Raw genomic sequence first — 19,077 nt, 5'->3', positions numbered from 1 at the left:
TTAAAAGTCTCTCGATATTAGTGTTGCTTTTGGCAACCTCGTGTCATTTCTTTAAAGAAGTCGATGACCGTATCCCTGTTGCACGAGTTAATGAAAGCTATTTGTATTACGACGATATTAAAGATTTAGTATCTGAAGGTACTTCAAAAGAAGACAGTACTTTAGTGGTTCAGAATTACATTAATCAATGGGCAACGCAACAGTTATTGGTCGATGGAGCAAAGCTTAATTTAAGTGAAGCAACACAAAATAATTTCAACAAGCTGGTTAATCAGTATAAAAACGATTTGTACACCAAAGCTTATGTTGAGGCTTTAGTGGCGAGAAGTATCGATTCTGTGATTTCAAAAGAGGAAGCAGAAACCTATTATAATATAAATAAGGATGCTTTTAAACTGAATGAAGAATTAATTAAGTTTAGATATATTCATATTGATGAAAATATGAATAATTATAAATCTGTAGTTGAGCGGTTTAAACGTTTTAATGATAAAGATAAGCGCGTACTAGACTCCTTGTCTATTCAGTTTAAATCGTATTCACTTAACGATTCCATTTGGATTAAGGCCAGTCAGGTGGTTAAAAAAATTACAGCAATTACCCCGGAAAATAAAGATCAACTGTTAAAAAAATCTAATTTTGTGCAGCTCAAAGATTCATTAGGAGTATATTTGATGCAGGTGAACGATGTGTTATTGCCTAAAGATACGGCACCGTTGGAATATGTAAAACCAACCATCGATCAAATTGTAATCAACAAAAGAAAGCTCGAGCTTATTCGAAAATTAGAAAAAGATATAACTAAAGATGCCATTACAAATAAACAATTCGAAATCTATAAATAATTTGAAACACATATTGGGTTTATGCATAGCATTACTTGGGGCACAGGTAATGGTTGCTCAGGAAATCATTGAAGACGAAGTTAAGGAAGAGGTAAAGGAAGCAGCTCCTGCAAACCAAAATGCTAAAAAAGTAGATGGCGTTGCTGCTGTAGTTGGAGACTATATTTTATTAGATTCAGATGTCGATAAGGCTTATGTGCAATTACAGGCACAGGGTGTAAATACCAAAGATATTGGTCGTTGCGAATTGTTTGGTAAACTTTTAGAAGATAAATTATACGCACATCACGCCATTCAGGATAGTATTGTGGTGTCTGATGCGCAAATCAGACAAAATGTAGATTATCAAATCGAACAGTTTTTACAGTCTACAAATGGTTCTATGGAGGCTTTGTTGAAGTTCTATAATAAAGATGATGAGCAAAGTTTTAGAGATGAGATGTTCGAAATCAATAAAGCGAACATGTTAGCTCAGGAAATGCAGAAAAAGATTGTTGGTGAAATTGAAATTACTCCAGAAGAAGTTCGTGAGTTTTTCAATAAAATTCCAAAAGATCAGCGTCCGACATTTGGTACTGAGTTGAAAGTAGCTCAGATTGTAGCAGAGCCTAAAGTGGCTGAAGAGGAAAGGCAACGTGTAATCAATCGTTTAAAAGAATTTAAAAGAGATATTTTAGAAAACGGATCAAGTTTCCGTTCTAAAGCCGTTTTATATTCAGAAGATCCGGGTTCGGCAAGTAAGGGAGGAAAGTACACCTTGAACAGAAATCAGCCTCGAATGGTTAGAGAGTTCAGACAGGTAGCTTTTGCGCTTCAGGAAGGTGAGATTTCAGAACCCTTTAAAACGGATTATGGTTATCACATTATTTACTGTGAAAAAGTTAGAGGACAGGAACGAGATGTCGCACATATCTTATTAACACCAAAGGTATCAGACGAGGCGATTAAAGAAGCTAAAGAACGTTTGGAAAAAGTAAGACAGCGTATTGTTGATGGCGAGATTTCTTTTGCCGATGCTGCAAGAGAAGCCAGTGATGAAAAAGAAACCAGAGGTGATGGCGGACAGTTAATTAATCCGGCAACACAAGATTATAATTTTGAATTAACCAGAATGGATACCGAGTTATATACTCAGATTCAGAATTTAAAAGATAACGAGGTAAGTTTGGTATATAAAGAAGAAGATCGTACAGGCGGTGTTAAGTTTAAAATACTAATGGTTACCGATAGGATTGATGAGCATGAAGCGAACTATGCCCGCGATTATTTAAAAATAAAACAATTAGCTTTAGACGAAAAGAAAATTGATGCTATTGCTAAATGGCAACAGGAAAAAATCATGGATACTTACATAAAAATTAGTGGTGAGTATAGAGATTGTAACTTTTCTAGTAACTGGTTAAAAAAATAATATATGTCTGATGTTTCCGCTATTGAACAATTTGTAAAGCAGTATAAAGATTTAAAAACCGAAATCGCAAAGGTCATTGTTGGTCAGGACGAGGTTGTAAATCAAATATTAATTTCCATTTTTTCTGGCGGACATTCACTTTTAATAGGTGTGCCTGGACTAGCCAAAACTTTAATGGTTAATACCATTGCTCAGGCGTTAGGTTTAGATTTTAAACGTATTCAGTTTACGCCTGATTTAATGCCAAGTGATATTTTAGGTAGTGAAATCTTAGATGAAGACCGTCACTTTAAGTTTATTAAAGGTCCTATTTTTTCGAATATTATCTTAGCCGATGAGATAAACAGAACGCCACCAAAAACACAGGCAGCTTTATTGGAAGCTATGCAGGAGCGTGCGGTAACTGTGGCTGGGCATCACTACAAATTAGATTTACCATATTTTGTTTTAGCAACACAAAACCCGATTGAGCAGGAGGGAACGTATCCATTACCCGAAGCACAGTTAGACCGTTTTATGTTCGCCATTAATTTAGATTACCCTACCTTTGAAGAAGAAGTAGAAGTTGTAAAATCGACAACAACAGATTCTAAAAAGGAAGTCAAGGCTTTATTTACAGCTAAGCAGATTATCGATTTCCAGCAATTAATTCGTCGTATTCCTGTTGCTGATAATGTGGTTGAATATGCCGTAACCATGGTTGGTAAAACAAGACCAAATTCTGAATCTGCCATAGATTTAGTTAAGAATTATATCGATTGGGGTGCTGGACCTAGAGCTTCTCAAAATTTAATATTGGCGGCAAAAACCCATGCAGCCATTCACGGTAAATTTTCACCGGATATTGAAAATGTACAGGCTGTGGCTAATGGTATCTTACGTCATAGAATTATCAAGAACTATAAAGCTGAAGCGGAAGGTATTACCGAAGATCAAATCATCAAGAGTTTGTTTTAAATCGGTTCCTAAATATTTTATTATACGTAATAATACTTAATTTTAAAAATAAGTATTATATTCTTCCTGTTTACTTCATTATGTTGTGTTTTTGTTAAGTATTCAACATATTGGCGGTATTTGTGAAGCTTCAATGATAATTAAAATCATAACTTTGCTGACTTATTGGGGATTATCTTTTTATTTAAGTCATTTGTTATATACGTATTTCGAAAAACCAATGACGAATTTAAGAGATAAACCATTTTTTAAAAGAATATTGAATTAAGTGAAGTTACCAAAAAAGCATTTTTTTATTGAATTTCATTAAAAAATTTCAAACCATACTTAATAATTATAGCACAATAATAATTAAGTATTATTCGGTATTGTATTCCTTGTTTTATTTTTAAAACTTTGTATTAATTCAGTACTTTTGCGAGGCTAAAGAAAAAACTAAGTTAAACGGCTTTAAAACAATATATAGGGGCTGTAATCAGATAATCTGAACTACAGTTTAGCGTTTTTAAAGAGCCAAAAAATTGAAATGACTTCTAATAATATGAATATGTACAACGATTACATCAAGGAAATCGAAGAACGAAAAGCTCAGGGACTTCACCCAAAACCAATTGATGGAGCTGATTTATTAAGCGAGATTATTGCACAAATTAAGGATTTGAACAACGCAAATCGTGAAGATTCGCTTAAATTTTTTATTTACAATGTGGTGCCGGGAACTACTGGTGCAGCTGGTGTAAAAGCAAAGTTTTTAAAAGAGATTATTCTTGGTAATGCTGTTGTTGAAGAAATTACTCCGACCTTCGCTTTTGAATTGTTATCGCACATGAAAGGCGGACCTTCTATTGAGGTACTTTTAGATTTAGCTTTAGGAAACGACGAAGCTATCGCTAAGCAAGCTGCTGAAGTTTTAAAAACTCAGGTTTTCTTATATGATGCAGATACTAATCGTTTAGAAGAAGCTTATAAAGGAGGGAATGCCGTTGCTAAAGATTTATTAGAGAGCTACGCTAAAGCTGAATTCTTTACTAATCTTCCGGAGGTTGACGAAAAAATCGAAATCGTTACGTTTATTGCAGGTACAGGTGATATTTCAACAGATTTATTATCGCCAGGAGCAGATGCGCATTCAAGATCAGATAGAGAATTACACGGTCAGTGTATTTTCGAACACAATAAGGAGATGCAGAAGGAATTATCTGCATTAAAAGAACAACACCCGGACAAACGTGTGATGTTAATCGCTGAGAAAGGTACCATGGGAGTTGGATCTTCAAGAATGTCTGGTGTAAACAACGTAGCCTTATGGACAGGTATTCAAGCAAGTCCTTACGTGCCGTTTATTAATATTGCACCGATTATTGCTGGAACAAATGGTATTTCTCCAATTTTCTTAACAACGGTTGGTGTAACTGGTGGTATTGGTATCGACCTTAAAAACTGGGTTAAGAAAACTGATGAATCTGGAAATACAGTTTTAGATGAAAACGGTGATCCTGTATTAGAGCAAGCGTATTCTGTTGAAACAGGAACTGTTCTTACAATTAATACAAAAGAGAAAAAATTATACAACGGAGACGTTGAATTAAAAGATATTTCTGCAGCATTAACACCTCAAAAAGTAGAATTTATTAAAGCAGGAGGATCTTACGCTGTAGTTTTTGGTAAAAAATTACAAACTATTGCAGCAGGTATTTTAGGTATTGAGGCGCCAACTGTTTATGCACCTTCTAAAGAAATTTCTGTTGAAGGACAAGGTTTAACTGCTGTAGAGAAAATTTTCAACAAAAATGCTGTTGGAACAACGCCAGGTAAAACATTACATGCGGGTTCAGATGTTCGTGTTGAAGTAAATATTGTAGGATCTCAGGATACTACCGGATTAATGACGTCTCAGGAATTAGAGGCTATGGCTGCTACAGTTATTTCTCCAATTGTTGACGGTGCTTACCAATCAGGGTGTCACACGGCTTCAGTTTGGGATAACAAATCAAAAGCGAACATTCCTAAATTAATGAAGTTTATGAATGACTTCGGATTAATCACAGCGCGTGACCCTAAAGGAGAATACCACGCCATGACCGACGTTATTCACAAAGTATTAAATGATATTACTATTGACGACTGGGCAATCATCATTGGTGGTGACTCACATACACGTATGTCTAAAGGTGTGGCTTTCGGTGCCGATTCTGGAACTGTAGCTTTAGCTTTAGCAACGGGTGAAGCAACGATGCCAATTCCGCAGTCGGTAAAAGTAACCTTCAAAGGTGAAATGAAACCTTATATGGATTTCCGTGATGTGGTACACGCAACACAACAACAAATGTTAAAGCAATTTGGTGGTGAAAACGTATTCCAGGGTCGTGTAATTGAAGTGCACATAGGTACCTTAACATCAGATCAGGCCTTTACATTTACCGATTGGACAGCTGAAATGAAAGCCAAAGCATCTATCTGTATTTCAGAAGATGAAACCTTAATAGAATCTTTAGAAATCGCAAGAGATCGTATCCAGATCATGATTGATAAAGGTATGGATAACGCAAAACAAGTGCTTCAAGGACTTATTGATAAAGCAAACGCAAGAATCGAGGAAATTAAATCTGGAGCGAAACCAGCTTTACGTCCTGATGCTAACGCGAATTATTTTGCAGAAGTTGTTATCGATTTAGATGAAATCGTTGAGCCAATGATCGCCGATCCAGACGTAAACAATGACGATGTTTCTAAGCGTTATACACACGATACTATTCGTCCGTTATCGTTCTACGGTGGTACTAAGCAGGTAGATTTAGGTTTCGTAGGATCTTGTATGGTTCACAAAGGCGATATGAAAATTTTAGCTCAGATGTTAAAAAATATCGAAGCGCAACAAGGAAAAGTTGAATTTAAAGCGCCTCTAGTAGTAGCCCCTCCAACATATAACATTGTGGATGAGTTAAAAGCTGAAGGTGACTGGGAAGTATTACAAAAATACTCAGGATTTGAATTTGACGATAACGAACCAAAAGGTTTAGCTCGTACTAAATACGAAAACATGCTTTACTTAGAGCGTCCGGGTTGTAACTTATGTATGGGTAACCAGGAGAAAGCTGAGCCAGGAGATACCGTAATGGCAACATCTACGCGTTTATTCCAAGGTCGTGTCGTAAAAGATTCTGGTGAGAAAAAAGGAGAATCTTTATTATCTTCTACTCCAGTAGTGGTATTATCTACAATTTTAGGTAGAACACCAAATATTGAAGAGTATCAAGCGGCTGTTGAGGGTATTGTTTTAACGAAGTTTAAACCACCTCACAAACAATTGAGTACTGCTGCGGTAGCATACTAAATAAAGGATAATTAGATATTTCAGAATATCTCAAAAATAAGTAGAAAAGGAGCCTGGATTTTATTCAGGCTCTTTTTTTATGGATTTTTAGGGAAAAATTTTCGTATTTCAGCTTTCTAAAATCAGTATAAATAGGCTAATATTTAGTTAATTAGTAAGTCCTGTCGCGATATTTTTAATAAATTAGAGGGAATTTAAACAATCTAAATAAAGAAAAAATATGGCATTTGATATTGAAATGATTAAAGGCGTTTATTCCCGAATGGCCGAGCGTGTTGATGCTGCTCGTAAAGTGGTGGGTAAACCTTTAACGCTTTCTGAGAAAATATTGTATAATCACCTATGGGATGGGAATCCAACCACCGCATTTACAAGAGGTAAAGATTATGTCGATTTCGCTCCAGATAGAATCGCATGTCAGGATGCAACTGCGCAAATGGCGTTACTACAATTTATGCAAGCCGGAAAAAGTAAAGTTGCTGTGCCTACAACCGTGCATTGTGATCACTTAATTCAGGCAAAAGATGGAGCTGCAACCGATTTAAGGCAAGCGAATAGTGTGAGTAGTGAAGTATTTAATTTTTTGGAATCTGTTTCAAATAAATATGGCATTGGTTTCTGGAAACCTGGAGCAGGGATTATTCATCAGGTGGTTTTGGAAAATTATGCGTTCCCTGGCGGCATGATGATTGGTACCGATTCACATACAGTTAATGCAGGCGGATTAGGAATGGTGGCTATTGGTGTTGGTGGTGCCGATGCCGTAGATGTTATGGCAGGTATGGCCTGGGAGCTTAAATTCCCTAAGCTTATTGGTGTGAAATTAACCGGTAAATTATCCGGGTGGACAGCACCGAAAGATGTGATTTTAAAAGTAGCTGAAATTCTTACCGTAAAAGGAGGAACGGGAGCTATTGTTGAATATTTCGGACCAGGAGCAACTGCCATGTCGTGTACTGGTAAAGGAACCATTTGTAACATGGGAGCCGAAATTGGTGCAACGACATCTACTTTTGGTTACGATGAATCTATGGAGCGTTATCTACGTTCTACCGAAAGAGCCGATGTTGCCGATGCAGCTAAAAAAGTGAAAGAATACTTAACTGCCGATCCTGAAGTTTATGCCAATCCTGAACAGTATTTCGATCAGGTGATTGAAATAAACTTGTCGGAATTAAATCCGTTATTAAATGGACCTTTCACACCAGATTTATCAACTCCTGCAGGAAAGGAAATGAGCGAGAAAGCTAAAGCTAACGATTGGCCAATTGTGGTCGAGTGGGGCTTAATAGGGTCGTGTACAAACTCATCGTATGAAGATTTATCACGAGCGTCTTCTATTGCTCAGCAAGCTATTGATAAGGGTGTTAAAATGAAAGCCGAATTAGGCATTAATCCCGGTTCAGAGCAAGTGCGATATACTGCCGAACGTGATGGCATTCTTGAAGTTTTTGAAAAATTAGACGCTAAAATTTTTACGAATGCCTGCGGACCATGTATAGGGCAGTGGGCACGTTACAGCGATCCGAAAAATGCACCAAAAAACAGTATCGTGCATTCATTCAACCGAAACTTTGCCAAACGTGCCGATGGTAACCCGAATACGCATGCTTTTGTAGCTTCACCCGAATTAACAGCCGCGATTGCTATTGCGGGTCGACTTGATTTCAACCCGATGACCGATAAATTAATCAACGAAGAAGGCGAAGAAGTCATGTTCGATGAGCCAACAGGATGGGAGTTACCACCAAAAGGTTTCGAAGTTAAAGATAATGGCTATATCGAACCTGAGGCAGATGGTAGTCATGTTCAGGTGATTGTAGATCCAAAATCTGAAAGATTACAATTATTAACGCCATTCACGCCAATTGGTGATGATATTAAAGGCGCCAAATTATTAATAAAAGCCTTCGGAAAATGTACAACCGATCATATTTCTATGGCGGGTCCTTGGTTACGTTTCCGCGGTCATTTAGATAATATTTCTAATAACTGTTTAATTGGTGCCGTAAACGCTTATAACCAACAAACAAACTTTGTTAAAAATCAATTAACGGGTGATTATGGCGGAGTACCAGATGTACAACGTGAGTATAAAAAAGCAGGTATTAAAACGGTAGTTGTTGGCGATCATAATTATGGTGAAGGGTCTTCTAGAGAACACGCAGCTATGGAACCAAGACATTTAGGTGTTGCGGGCGTTATTGTAAAATCGTTTGCGCGTATTCACGAAACAAACCTTAAAAAACAAGGGATGTTAGGTTTAACGTTTGCTAATGAAGCCGATTACGATTTAATTCAGGAAGATGATACATTTAATTTCTTAGACTTAAATGAATTTGCTCCGGATAAGCAGTTAACTTTAGAGGTCGTTCATGCCGATGGAAGCAAGGATATTATCAAGTTAAATCATACATATAATGATGCTCAAATAGCCTGGTATAAAGCCGGTTCGGCATTAAACCTTATTGCTGCAGAAAATGCTTAATCTTTAAAGAATATACAAATAAAAATCCAGCTTATTAGCTGGATTTTTTATTGCAATAAAGCTTGAAAAACGTATAGAATTGTATTTTTACAAAAAACTTATCTCAATGAATACAAGAGCAGAGCAACTTAAAGCATTTGATAGATTGTTAACCATCATGGATGAGCTTAGAGCACAGTGCCCATGGGATAAAAAGCAAACCATGGAAACGCTTCGTCATTTAACCATAGAAGAAACCTACGAGTTAGGTGATGCCATTTTAGATAACGATTTGGAAGAGGTTAAAAAGGAATTGGGGGATGTGTTGCTTCATATTGTATTTTATTCAAAAATAGGCAGTGAAACTAACGACTTTGATATTGCTGATGTTTGTAATAGTATTAGTGAAAAGTTAATTAATAGACATCCACATATTTATGGTGATGTAAAAGTTGAAAATGAAGAAGACGTGAAGCGCAACTGGGAAAACCTGAAGCTTAAAGAAGGTAAAAAAAGCGTTCTTGAAGGGGTGCCTAACAGTTTGCCAGCTTTAGTTAAAGCTAACAGAATTCAGGAGAAAGTTGCCGGGGTAGGGTTTGATTGGGAAGAGCCGCATCAGGTTTGGGAAAAGGTTGAAGAAGAACTTCAGGAATTAAAAGCCGAAATAGATTCAAATAATCAGGATGCCATTGAAAGTGAATTTGGAGATGTACTTTTTTCAATGGTAAATTATGCCAGATTTTTAAATGTAAACCCTGAAAATGCTTTAGAACGTACCAACAAAAAGTTCTCAAAACGTTTTAAATATTTAGAAGAAAAAGCTCAGGGATTAAATAAACCGCTTAAAGAAATGACCTTAACCGAGATGGATGTGTTTTGGGAAGAGGCTAAAAAGTTGTAAAACAATTTACTAATATCTTGACTCTGCGTCTATAACCTTAACATATTTCTAATATTAATTGCGAATTATTTCAATACTAAAAAATTAAAAATATTGTTTAGGGTATCGATTTTATATCTTTAAGAAACGATTATCTTTGCAAGCGATTAAAAAAGAAACAAGGTTTCAGAAATGGCTAAAACGATTAAGCACTCCGAGTTTGTTCTCATCGGAGGTGGAATAATGAGTGCCACATTGGCAATCCAACTTTTTGAGAAATTTCCTGGTAAGAAAATAACAATTATTGAAAAGCTGCCTAAAATGGCAGAAGAAAGTTCTGAAGCATGGAATAATGCAGGAACTGGTCATGCAGGTAATTGTGAGTTAAATTATACTCCGGAAAAGAAAGGTGCTGTTAAAAAGGGTTCAATTGATACCACTAAAGCAATAAATATTTCAGAGCAGTTCAACGAAACACTAGGGTTTTGGAAAGATTGTGCCGAAAAAGGATATATCAAAAACCTGTCAAAGTGTATTAACGAAGTACCCCATATCAGTTTTGTTGAAGGCGAAAAGAATGTAGAGTTTTTAGAGAAGCGTTGGCATGCTTTAAAGGAAGTTCCTCATTTTAGAGATATGCAGTTTTCTAAGGAGATTAATGAAATTAGAGAATGGATTCCTCTAATGATGGAAGGGAGAGACGAAAAAGAAATCGTTGCTGCTACCTATTTTGAGAAAGGATATGATGTTAATTTTGGTGAAATAGCCGACCAGTTATTTAACTTTTTAGGAAAACAGGATAATGTTGAGTTGGTAAACAACAGTAATGTTTACAACTTACAGCAAACCGATAATAAACGATGGTTAATTTCGGTTAAAGGACAAAATGTGGGTAAACACTGGAAGATTGTAACAAATTATGTGTTTATTGGTGCTGGAGGTGGTGCTTTGCCTTTATTAGAAAAATCGAATATTAAAGAGGCTAGAGGCTACGGTGGATTCCCAATTAGTGGCTTATGGTTACGCTGTACAAATCCTGAAGTTATTGAAAGACATCAGGCAAAGGTTTATGGTAAAGCTAAAAAAGGCTCACCACCAATGTCTGTACCTCATATGGATACACGTATGATTAATGGCCGTAAAGAATTATTGTTTGGTCCGTTTGCCGGATTTACCACTAAGTTCTTAAAACATGGTTCGATGTTTGACTTACCACGATCGGTAGAGTTTGATAATATAATGAGTCTTCTTGGAGCAGGTTATCAAAATTTACCTTTGGTTAAGTATTTAATTAAGCAGGTAAGTTTAAATTTTAAAGATCGTATGGAAATGCTTAGAGAGTTTTATCCGGAAGCTCACGACGATGATTGGAAAATTGTAGTTGCAGGACAGCGTGTACAGATTATTAAGCGAAACAAAAAAGGTTTTGGTAAGCTAGAATTCGGAACTGAAATTATTGTTTCTAAAGATAAAACAATTGCCGCTTTATTAGGAGCTTCACCAGGAGCATCAACTTCGTATTCTGTAATGAAAAATGTTATTGAAAAATGTTTCTAACATTTAATATATGAAATAAAAAAGCGGCTTTTTAGCCGCTTTTTTTATGTTGTAATTATTTTAGTTAATACAGTTCTTTAATTTTACTCAACTTGGTTTCCCATAGTTCTAAGGCTTCTTTGTGAGTCTTAATATTATTATGAACTTCTTTAACTAATGGATTATTTTCATCAACATTCGTGAAAAACTGTAAGTTGTTTTCCAATTGGTTGATTTGGCTCTTAACTTCATCAATTTTTTTACGAATGAATGAACGTTCGTTGTCTAAATCTCTATTGTCATCTTCAGTATTCATATGATCAAGCTTGTTTTCGAACTTAATCATTTCAACTTCGTTTTTATCCATTTCAAGGTTCGATAACAAATCATCTACAGCTTTATTAAATTTACCCTCAATATAGCGTTTATCGTTAGGTACACGCCCTAAATCTTTCCATTGATTGGTGAACTCTTTAATTTGTTCAATGCCCTTTTCTTTATCTGTAAAAGGTTTTAGGTTTTTTAGGGTATCTAAAAGTTCTAACTTTTTACCAAATGCTTCCAGTCCTTCCTTGTTAGCTGCATTCTTTTTGGCATGTAACTTATCGAAGTAAAAATTACATGCGGTTTTAAATCGTTTCCAGATTTTATCACTGTCTTTACGAGGCACATGACCTATTTTTTTCCAGTCACTTTGAATTTTCTTCATCAACGGCGTGGTAACCTCGTAATCTTCACTGTCTTTATTGTCTTCAGCAATTTTAATTAAATCCAGTTTCTTTTGAAGATTGGTGTACTGTTCTTTCTTAAGGTCTTTGTAGAATCCGTTTTTACTTCGGTTAAACGTTCTTACAGCCTCCTTGAATTTAGCCCAGGTATTTTCATTTTCCTTTATAGGAACTTTACCTGCGTTAAAGAAGGATTCTCTAAGATCTTCAACTTCCTTAATTTTCTTTTGCCAACCGTTATGAGAAGTAATGTTTTCGGCTGTTATGGTTTTAATAGCCTCAATAATATCAAGTTTCGTTTCAAGATTTTTATCGTAAACTTTATCGATTTCTTGGAAATACAGCTGACGTTTATCGTTTATCGTTTTTGTTGCTACCTTAAATTTATTCCAGATATCTTCACGATATTCCCTTTGTACCGGACCTAGTTCTTCTTTCCACATTTTGTGAAGCTCTTGCAACTCTCTAAAGGCACGCATAACATTGTCATCTTTGGCTAGTTCCTCAGCGCGCTCAATAATCTTAAGCTTTTGTTCTAAATTGTGCTTAAAGTCTAGGTCGCGTAAATCTCTGTTTAGGTGCAGAAAATCGTAAAACATTTCTACGTGGTGGTGGTAGCTATTCCAGGCATTGTTGTATTTATCTCGAGGAATTGGACCTGTATTTTTCCAGCGCTCCTGAAGTTCTTTAAAGTGCTTGTATGTGGTATTTATATTTTCTTCAACGTTAATTAAACCTTTAAGCTCTTCTATAATTTCAAGTTTATCGGTTAAATTTTGTTTTAGATTTTTTTCAATGTTTTGATAGTATTCGTTACGCTTTCTGCGATAATCGTTGTAAGCTGCTTTGTAACGTTTTTGAACCGGAGAGCTGTAATAAAAGTCTATTTCGTTACCGCCTTCATTTAAGAAATCGTCTTTTTTCTCATCTAGAAGCGCTTGAAATTTATCTTTAAACTCATTATTGATAGCTTCAACATGAGTTTTTATCGCCTGTACTTTTTCGGTTCTAAGTAAACGCTCTAACTCAATAGCAAGAGCTTCAAGCGACATGGTGTCGTAAGCTTTAAGCTCAATGGTATGTCTGTCTTTATGACCTTCATCCTCGGCGTCTTCAGCATTAGATTCATCAATTTCATCTAAACCGTGATCATCGCTATCAGACTCTGAAACAGAAGCAGGGACAGTTTTGTCTTCTTCCGTAATTTCAGACTCTTTGGCATCAGTAGTTTCGGTAGATTCTATTGACGTGTTTTCAACTATTTTTTCTTCAGAATGTTCCTCATTCTTACTTAGCTCTTCTTTTCCGTTCAGGTTATTTAAATCAGACATTTTAACAATGTTAGGGTTCGTAATACAGCTTTGTGTGTTTAAAGATACTAACAAGTCTATTATTTACAAATATTTAGAAGGCAAATTATTTGTGTCTGATGTAAGAAATTTTGAAATTTTTAATGAGTTTAAATAGTAACATTCCAGATAGACCATGCTTTTTCAGCTTGAAAAACCAACATGTCTAAGCCGTTTACTGTGGTTGCCTGACGTTCTTTTCCTAATTTTAAAAAGGTGGTTTCTTCCGGATTATAAATTAAATCGAATAAAATATGTTTGTCGGTGATACCGCTGTATGGAATGTCTGGATGATTTTCAATATTTGGAAATGTTCCAAGAGGAGTACAGTTGATAATAAGCTGATGGTCTGCTACAATAGATTCTGTTAACTGATCGTATGTGAATTTAACATGCTCTGAAGCTGTACGTGATACATAGTGATATTTTATACCTAGTTTTTTCAGAGTGTAAGCAATGGCTTTACTTGCGCCACCGGTTCCTAGTATTAAAGCCTTTTTATGACGCTTTTTTAAGTGAGGTTTTAGCGATTTCTTAAATCCGTAACAGTCGGTGTTGTAGCCAATAAGTTTTCCTTTTTTAGTAACTTTTATGGTGTTAACGGCTCCAATTGCTTTTGCTTTTTTATTCAGTTTATCCAGAAAAGGAATAACCTCCTCTTTATAAGGAATGGTTACATTCATACCCTTTAAGTCTGGTGTGTTTTTAATGATGTTTTGAAGGTCATCAATCGAAGGAATATCGAAATTTTCGTAAGTTGTATTCGTTATTTCAGCGTCCTCAAACTTTTTTTTGAAGTAAGATCTTGAGAAAGAGTAGGAGATATTTCTACCTAAAAGGCCTAGTTTATTCATTAATTTTTCGTGTTTTTTGTCCGTAATACTCTAAAGCTAAAACGATGGTAACGCCTAAAAAGATATAAGCAATGGCGTAATAGGTTTCTGTATTCAGTTCCGGTATATAGCGTTGGTAGTTGGCTACGATTTTAGTTCCTGTAGAATCGAATAATGGTTCGCCGTCTTCAGTAAGTTTATAAATGGTATGTTTCCAAGGCCATACAACTCCTAATGATCCAACAATAAAGCCGATAATAGCAGAAAGCGTAATGCTTTTGTAGCGTTTTAAAATATAGCTTAGCATATGGGAAAAGGTAACTAAACCTGTTATAGACCCTAGGGTAAAAACCGCTAAAACCTTTAACATACGAATACGTTGCGAATTGTGTATAAAGTCGAAGTTTCCGCTGAAGATGTCTGAAAACGTATCGTATAAGGCATTTACCGAATCGACTAGCAGAAGGACATAATTACCTAATAAAATAAGAATGAAAGACCCTGAAAATCCTGGTAAAGTCATTCCTGAAACACTAATAATCCCGCAGAAAAATACAAACCAAAGGTTGTCGTTTTCTTTAGCAGGATTTAAAAAACTAATACCAGCGCCCAATAAAATACCAATGGCTAAAGAGGTGTAGGTGCGGTAATTCCAATCTTTAAAATCTTTGTTGATGTAATAAATGGAGCCGATAATCATTCCAAAAAACACACTCCAGACGTAGAGTTCGTAGTGCTCAATAAGATAATCCAACACTTTTGAAACACTAAAATAGCTAACAATCATTCCGAAGAATAGCAGACTAATAAATCGTCCGTTAATGTAATTGTAAAAGCTTTTGTAACGACCGTTAATTAGTAGTTTAAAAGCTTTTCCATTTATCTTTTTTAAGGAATAAATAAATTCCTCGTAAAAGCCAGCTACAAAAGCCACAACACCTCCAGACACACCAGGTACTTTATTAGCAGCACCCATTCCTAATCCTTTTAGAACCAGAAAAATTTTGTCTTTTAGTGTTCTAGTGCTTTCCATTTATGCTTTTTTTGCTCCTACTTTTTCAAGAATAAAAATAGTTAAAAATCCCAGTAACATTAAAGTTATGGCAAATACAATTTGATTATTCCCTTCAAAAGCAAAGGGAGAGATGCTTTCCTGAATTAATGGTGATTTTATGCCTTCGGAATTTGTATGCCATGACAAAGTATTTTTCCAAGGCCATACTTTGTTTAAAGACCCAAAAATAAATCCGGTAAGCAGAGCTAAGGTGATATTGTGATAGTTTTTGAATAACCATTTTAACGCATGACTAAAACTCAACAAACCAATAAGAGCTCCTGAAAAAAAGATAATTAATTTTTTAATATCTACGTCGTGAATGGCATCACTTAAGGTTTTATAAGCGCCTAATATAATTAAAATGAAAGAGCCAGAAATACCCGGAAGAATCATAGCGCAAATGGCAATGGCTCCTGAAAAAAACAGAAACCAATCACTATCGCTATTTTCCATTGCAGGTAATGAGCTAATGTAAAAAGCAATAACAGCACCTACGATAAGAGCTGAAATTACAGAAGCATCCCATTTTGTTACTTGTTTTCCAACAAAATAAATACTCGCTACAATTAAACCAAAAAAGAAAGACCAGATTAAAATAGGTTGATTTTCAAGCAGGTATTTAGCCAGTTTCATAAAAGAAACGTAGCTAATAACAATTCCGCTTAAAAGTGCAAGAATAAAATTACCGTTTACTTCAATCCAAAAGGCTTTAACCCCTTTGGTAAAAAGTGTTTTAAACAGCGAAAGATTAACGTTACTAATGGTAGAAATTAACTCTTCGTAAATTCCGGAAATGAAAGCGATAGTACCACCTGAAACACCAGGAACAGCATCGGCTGCACCCATGGCTAAACCTTTAAAAGTAATGATTAAATAATCAATTAAGCGTCGTTGCATATTTTGGTTTTGCATAAAAACCAAAGGTATACATTTTAATTAAACAGACGCTTATTGATTTGTTTTTAGTATGTTTTTAACAAGTATCTTATTGGCAACTTCAGGGAAAAGCTCTTCGATAATAAAAGCGTAATCTTCGTTATGATCTATACCATTTTTCAGATAAAAAATACCTTTATCATTTTCATTTAGAGAAAAATATAAACCAGCTAAACGATATTCTATTTCAGAATTTTCCGGGTAAAATTCTATGGCTTGCTCAAAGTTATAAATAGCAGCTTCAGGTTCGCCAAGTTTAATTAAAATATCACCTCTGGAAAGCCATGTGTTTAATTCGTAATTTCCTAGCTCTAAAGCTTTCTTAAAACCACGTTCAGCTTCTTCTAAATGATTTAAGCGATGATTGATTTGCGCATACAACTTCCAGTAAACTACGTTTTCAGAATCTATATTAATGGCTTTATTGATATAGTATAAGGCTTTATCGTAGTTTCTTTTTTTGTTATAAAAACGCGTAATCGCAATCCAACCTTTATCTAATAACGGATCTTCATGAACAGTTTTATAATAATATTGAACCGCTAATTCATCATTTTTAAGTTTTTCATGACAGCTACCAATACGTAGCAACGCAAACGAGGTTGGGTCGTCCAACTCTAAAGTAATGGTATAGTTTTCAATAGCCTCGTTAAAACGTTTCAGTTTTTCTAAAACCTTACCACGTTCTAAATAAGCACCAACAAAGGTGTCATCTGAGATAATTGCGAAATCGTAAGCAGCTAACGCTTTTTTGTAATTTTTAAGATTGTAGTACTGTTTTCCTAGTTGATGCCAGGCAACTTCACAATACGGGTTTTTGTCTAAAAAGATATTAAGGTACTCAATAGCTTCTTCAGATTGATTTAAAAATTCGAAACAATAAATCACGTTATACAGTGCCGAATAATCTTCAAGATCTTCTTCTAAACACTTCATAAAACATTCTTTAGCTTTTTCAAATTCATCAAGAAAAAGGTATTCCATTCCTATAAGCGAATACAAATCTACAACGTCATCGGTCAGTTCTAGGGCTCTTTTAAGCACATCGATAGCTTGCTGATGGTCGTCTTTTTTGGAAAAGATATTGGCTTTCTGGATGTAGATCTCTTCATTCATCGGATCCAGATTATAAAGTTCATTAAGTAAGGTGTCTGCTTCAACAAGTTTGTTTTCAAACACGTAAACTTCAACTTTAAAAAGTCTTAGATTGACGGAGGTAGGATGTTGATCTAGACCAAGTTTGATGGCTTTTTTTGCTAAAGCTATCTTTCCTTGATTTAGATAGTGATGAATGATGTTTTCAAATTCCTCTGAGTCAAAAAACAAAACGTGGTTTGTTTTTAACATCGACTCGAATTTGGTTAGAGGTAAATTGTTGTTTTCATCTTGACTAAACTCCATAGGCACATTTGTAAAGTTCTACTACTATAAATTTAATGTTCTATTTTGACGATTAACGTTCAAGACTTAAATGTTTTTAACAAAGTAATGAACAGTTAAGGAGTTTATTTGAAAAATTAAGTTGTTTGTTGGTAGTTAGTCGTTTGTCGATGTTTTAGCTTTCAAGAATATCGTCTAAAATGGAAATAATAATAGAACATCCTTTCATTATTTCTTCATTTGAAATCGTTAGAGGTGGCGTTATTCTTACTGCCCGACCTTCGAAGAGCAACCAAAAGAGAATTAAACCGGCTTCCTGACTCTTTAAAATAACGGTGTTAGCAATGTCAACAGATTGCATTATTGGGGCAAGCATAAGGCCTTTTCCTCGTACTTCGGTTATTAAAGGATGTACCAGAAGTTTTCGGAAAAGTTGTTCTTTTTCCAAAGCTTCAGTCATCAGGTTGGTTTCTGTAATTTCTTTTAATGTAGCTAAAGCTGCCGCGGCGATCACCGGATGCCCGCCGAAAGTGGTAATGTGTCCCATTTTTGGATTGTCCATCAATAAATCCATATGAGCTGTTGAAGCTGTAAACGCACCAATAGGCATCCCGCCACCAAGACCTTTACCCATAACCACAATATCAGGTATACAGTTATAGTTGTCGAAACCAAATAATTTTCCCGTACGACCAATACCCGGTTGAATTTCATCTAAAATAAGAACAGCACCAACTTCATCACAACGTTTTCTAACTTTAGTTAAGTAATCATTTTGTGGCTCTATAAAACCAGCACCTCCTTGAATAGTCTCTAAAATGACTCCGGCAGTTTTATCTGTTATTCTTAAAAGATCTTCTTCATTATTAAATTCAATATATCGAATGCCGGGAAGTAAGGGTCTAAACGCTTGTTTACGTTCTTCGTAGCCCATAACACTCATAGAACCCATGGTGTTACCATGATACGCTTTTTTAGCCGCGATTATTTCACTTCTACCGGTAATACGTTTGGTAAGTTTAAGCGCACCTTCAATGGCCTCAGTTCCTGAATTGGTTAAATAAGTTTTATCTAATGGATTAGGTAAATGTTCTGCAATTAGTTTACAAAGCTCTACAGGTGCTTTTTGGACATATTCGCCATACACCATAACATGCATATATTTGTCCAATTGATCTTTTATAGCATTAACCACTTTAGGATGATTATGGCCAAGTGGTGTCGCAGAAACCCCGGAAACAAAATCTAAAAAGGCATTATTATCAGTGTCATAAATATAGCTGCCTTTAGCATGAGAAATTTCCATAGCTAATGGAAATGGTGAAGTTTGGGCTTGATATTTTAAAAAGTCGTTTTTCATACTT

13 protein-coding genes are annotated in these 19,077 nt (G+C 35.4%); 7 read left to right on the top strand and 6 right to left on the bottom strand.

Annotation, left to right across the window (positions count from 1 at the left end; all coding sequences use genetic code 11):
• Window positions 1-29 precede the first annotated feature (29 nt).
• The 7 genes from NO995_RS01255 to mqo all read left to right on the top strand — a co-directional run bounded on the left by NO995_RS01255 (window position 30) and on the right by mqo (window position 11,451).
• Complete coding sequence (locus NO995_RS01255) at window positions 30-845, top strand: peptidyl-prolyl cis-trans isomerase (protein WP_258225959.1); 816 nt, start codon at window positions 30-32, stop codon at window positions 843-845.
• On the top strand, window positions 808-2,256 hold the full coding sequence (locus NO995_RS01250) for a peptidylprolyl isomerase (protein ID WP_240571380.1): 1,449 nt from the start codon (window positions 808-810) through the stop codon (window positions 2,254-2,256). Before NO995_RS01255 ends, NO995_RS01250 begins: the two co-directional genes overlap by 38 nt.
• 3 nt (window positions 2,257-2,259) lie before the next feature.
• On the top strand, window positions 2,260-3,213 hold the full coding sequence (locus tag NO995_RS01245) for a MoxR family ATPase (RefSeq protein WP_258225958.1): 954 nt from the start codon (window positions 2,260-2,262) through the stop codon (window positions 3,211-3,213).
• A gap of 541 nt (window positions 3,214-3,754) precedes the next feature.
• Entirely contained in the window at window positions 3,755-6,547 is a 2,793-nt protein-coding gene (locus NO995_RS01240) for a bifunctional aconitate hydratase 2/2-methylisocitrate dehydratase (protein ID WP_258226884.1), read from the top strand.
• 220 nt (window positions 6,548-6,767) lie between these two features.
• The gene (locus tag NO995_RS01235) at window positions 6,768-9,035 is read left to right on the top strand and encodes an aconitate hydratase (RefSeq protein WP_258225957.1); all 2,268 of its coding nucleotides are present in this window, start codon (window positions 6,768-6,770) and stop codon (window positions 9,033-9,035) included.
• A 106-nt stretch (window positions 9,036-9,141) separates the two neighbouring features.
• On the top strand, window positions 9,142-9,915 hold the full coding sequence (gene mazG, locus NO995_RS01230; protein WP_258225956.1) for a nucleoside triphosphate pyrophosphohydrolase: 774 nt from the start codon (window positions 9,142-9,144) through the stop codon (window positions 9,913-9,915).
• Window positions 9,916-10,086: 171 nt separating this feature from the next.
• On the top strand, window positions 10,087-11,451 hold the full coding sequence (gene mqo, locus NO995_RS01225; RefSeq protein WP_258225955.1) for a malate dehydrogenase (quinone): 1,365 nt from the start codon (window positions 10,087-10,089) through the stop codon (window positions 11,449-11,451).
• Window positions 11,452-11,515: 64 nt separating this feature from the next.
• Here mqo and NO995_RS01220 read toward each other — a convergent pair whose 3' ends face one another.
• From NO995_RS01220 to NO995_RS01195, 6 genes are all read right to left on the bottom strand, one after another.
• Complete coding sequence (locus NO995_RS01220; RefSeq protein ID WP_258225954.1) at window positions 11,516-13,489, bottom strand: DUF349 domain-containing protein; 1,974 nt, start codon at window positions 13,487-13,489, stop codon at window positions 11,516-11,518.
• Between the two features lie 128 nt (window positions 13,490-13,617).
• On the bottom strand, window positions 13,618-14,361 hold the full coding sequence (locus NO995_RS01215; protein WP_240571366.1) for a shikimate dehydrogenase: 744 nt from the start codon (window positions 14,359-14,361) through the stop codon (window positions 13,618-13,620).
• Window positions 14,354-15,373: a DUF368 domain-containing protein gene (locus NO995_RS01210; protein WP_258225953.1), complete on the bottom strand. Its 1,020-nt coding sequence runs from the start codon at window positions 15,371-15,373 to the stop codon at window positions 14,354-14,356. Before NO995_RS01210 ends, NO995_RS01215 begins: the two co-directional genes overlap by 8 nt.
• Window positions 15,374-16,294: a DUF368 domain-containing protein gene (locus NO995_RS01205; protein WP_258225952.1), complete on the bottom strand. Its 921-nt coding sequence runs from the start codon at window positions 16,292-16,294 to the stop codon at window positions 15,374-15,376. It lies immediately after the preceding gene.
• 51 nt (window positions 16,295-16,345) lie between these two features.
• Window positions 16,346-17,734: a tetratricopeptide repeat protein gene (locus tag NO995_RS01200; RefSeq protein WP_240571362.1), complete on the bottom strand. Its 1,389-nt coding sequence runs from the start codon at window positions 17,732-17,734 to the stop codon at window positions 16,346-16,348.
• 154 nt (window positions 17,735-17,888) lie between these two features.
• Complete coding sequence (locus NO995_RS01195; RefSeq protein WP_258225951.1) at window positions 17,889-19,073, bottom strand: aspartate aminotransferase family protein; 1,185 nt, start codon at window positions 19,071-19,073, stop codon at window positions 17,889-17,891.
• Window positions 19,074-19,077 lie beyond the last annotated feature (4 nt).

It is taken from the genome of Aestuariibaculum sp. M13, assembly GCF_024723255.1.
GTDB lineage: Bacteria > Bacteroidota > Bacteroidia > Flavobacteriales > Flavobacteriaceae > Aestuariibaculum > Aestuariibaculum lutulentum.
The sequence above is the reverse complement of the archived record's forward strand: the minus strand, read 5'-3'. Positions and strand labels throughout refer to the sequence as shown.

What these genes read in the sequence shown, in the direction of transcription:
- NO995_RS01250 (WP_240571380.1), top strand. Translation starts at nt 808, where the DNA reads ATGCCATTACAAATAAACAATTCGAAATCTATAAATAATTTGAAACAC.
- NO995_RS01245 (WP_258225958.1), top strand. Translation starts at nt 2,260, where the DNA reads ATGTCTGATGTTTCCGCTATTGAACAATTTGTAAAGCAGTATAAAGAT.
- NO995_RS01240 (WP_258226884.1), top strand. Translation starts at nt 3,755, where the DNA reads ATGAATATGTACAACGATTACATCAAGGAAATCGAAGAACGAAAAGCT.
- NO995_RS01235 (WP_258225957.1), top strand. Translation starts at nt 6,768, where the DNA reads ATGGCATTTGATATTGAAATGATTAAAGGCGTTTATTCCCGAATGGCC.
- mazG (WP_258225956.1), top strand. Translation starts at nt 9,142, where the DNA reads ATGAATACAAGAGCAGAGCAACTTAAAGCATTTGATAGATTGTTAACC.
- mqo (WP_258225955.1), top strand. Translation starts at nt 10,087, where the DNA reads ATGGCTAAAACGATTAAGCACTCCGAGTTTGTTCTCATCGGAGGTGGA.
- NO995_RS01220 (WP_258225954.1), bottom strand. Translation starts at nt 13,489, where the DNA reads ATGTCTGATTTAAATAACCTGAACGGAAAAGAAGAGCTAAGTAAGAAT.
- NO995_RS01215 (WP_240571366.1), bottom strand. Translation starts at nt 14,361, where the DNA reads ATGAATAAACTAGGCCTTTTAGGTAGAAATATCTCCTACTCTTTCTCA.
- NO995_RS01210 (WP_258225953.1), bottom strand. Translation starts at nt 15,373, where the DNA reads ATGGAAAGCACTAGAACACTAAAAGACAAAATTTTTCTGGTTCTAAAA.
- NO995_RS01205 (WP_258225952.1), bottom strand. Translation starts at nt 16,294, where the DNA reads ATGCAACGACGCTTAATTGATTATTTAATCATTACTTTTAAAGGTTTA.
- NO995_RS01200 (WP_240571362.1), bottom strand. Translation starts at nt 17,734, where the DNA reads ATGGAGTTTAGTCAAGATGAAAACAACAATTTACCTCTAACCAAATTC.
- NO995_RS01195 (WP_258225951.1), bottom strand. Translation starts at nt 19,073, where the DNA reads ATGAAAAACGACTTTTTAAAATATCAAGCCCAAACTTCACCATTTCCA.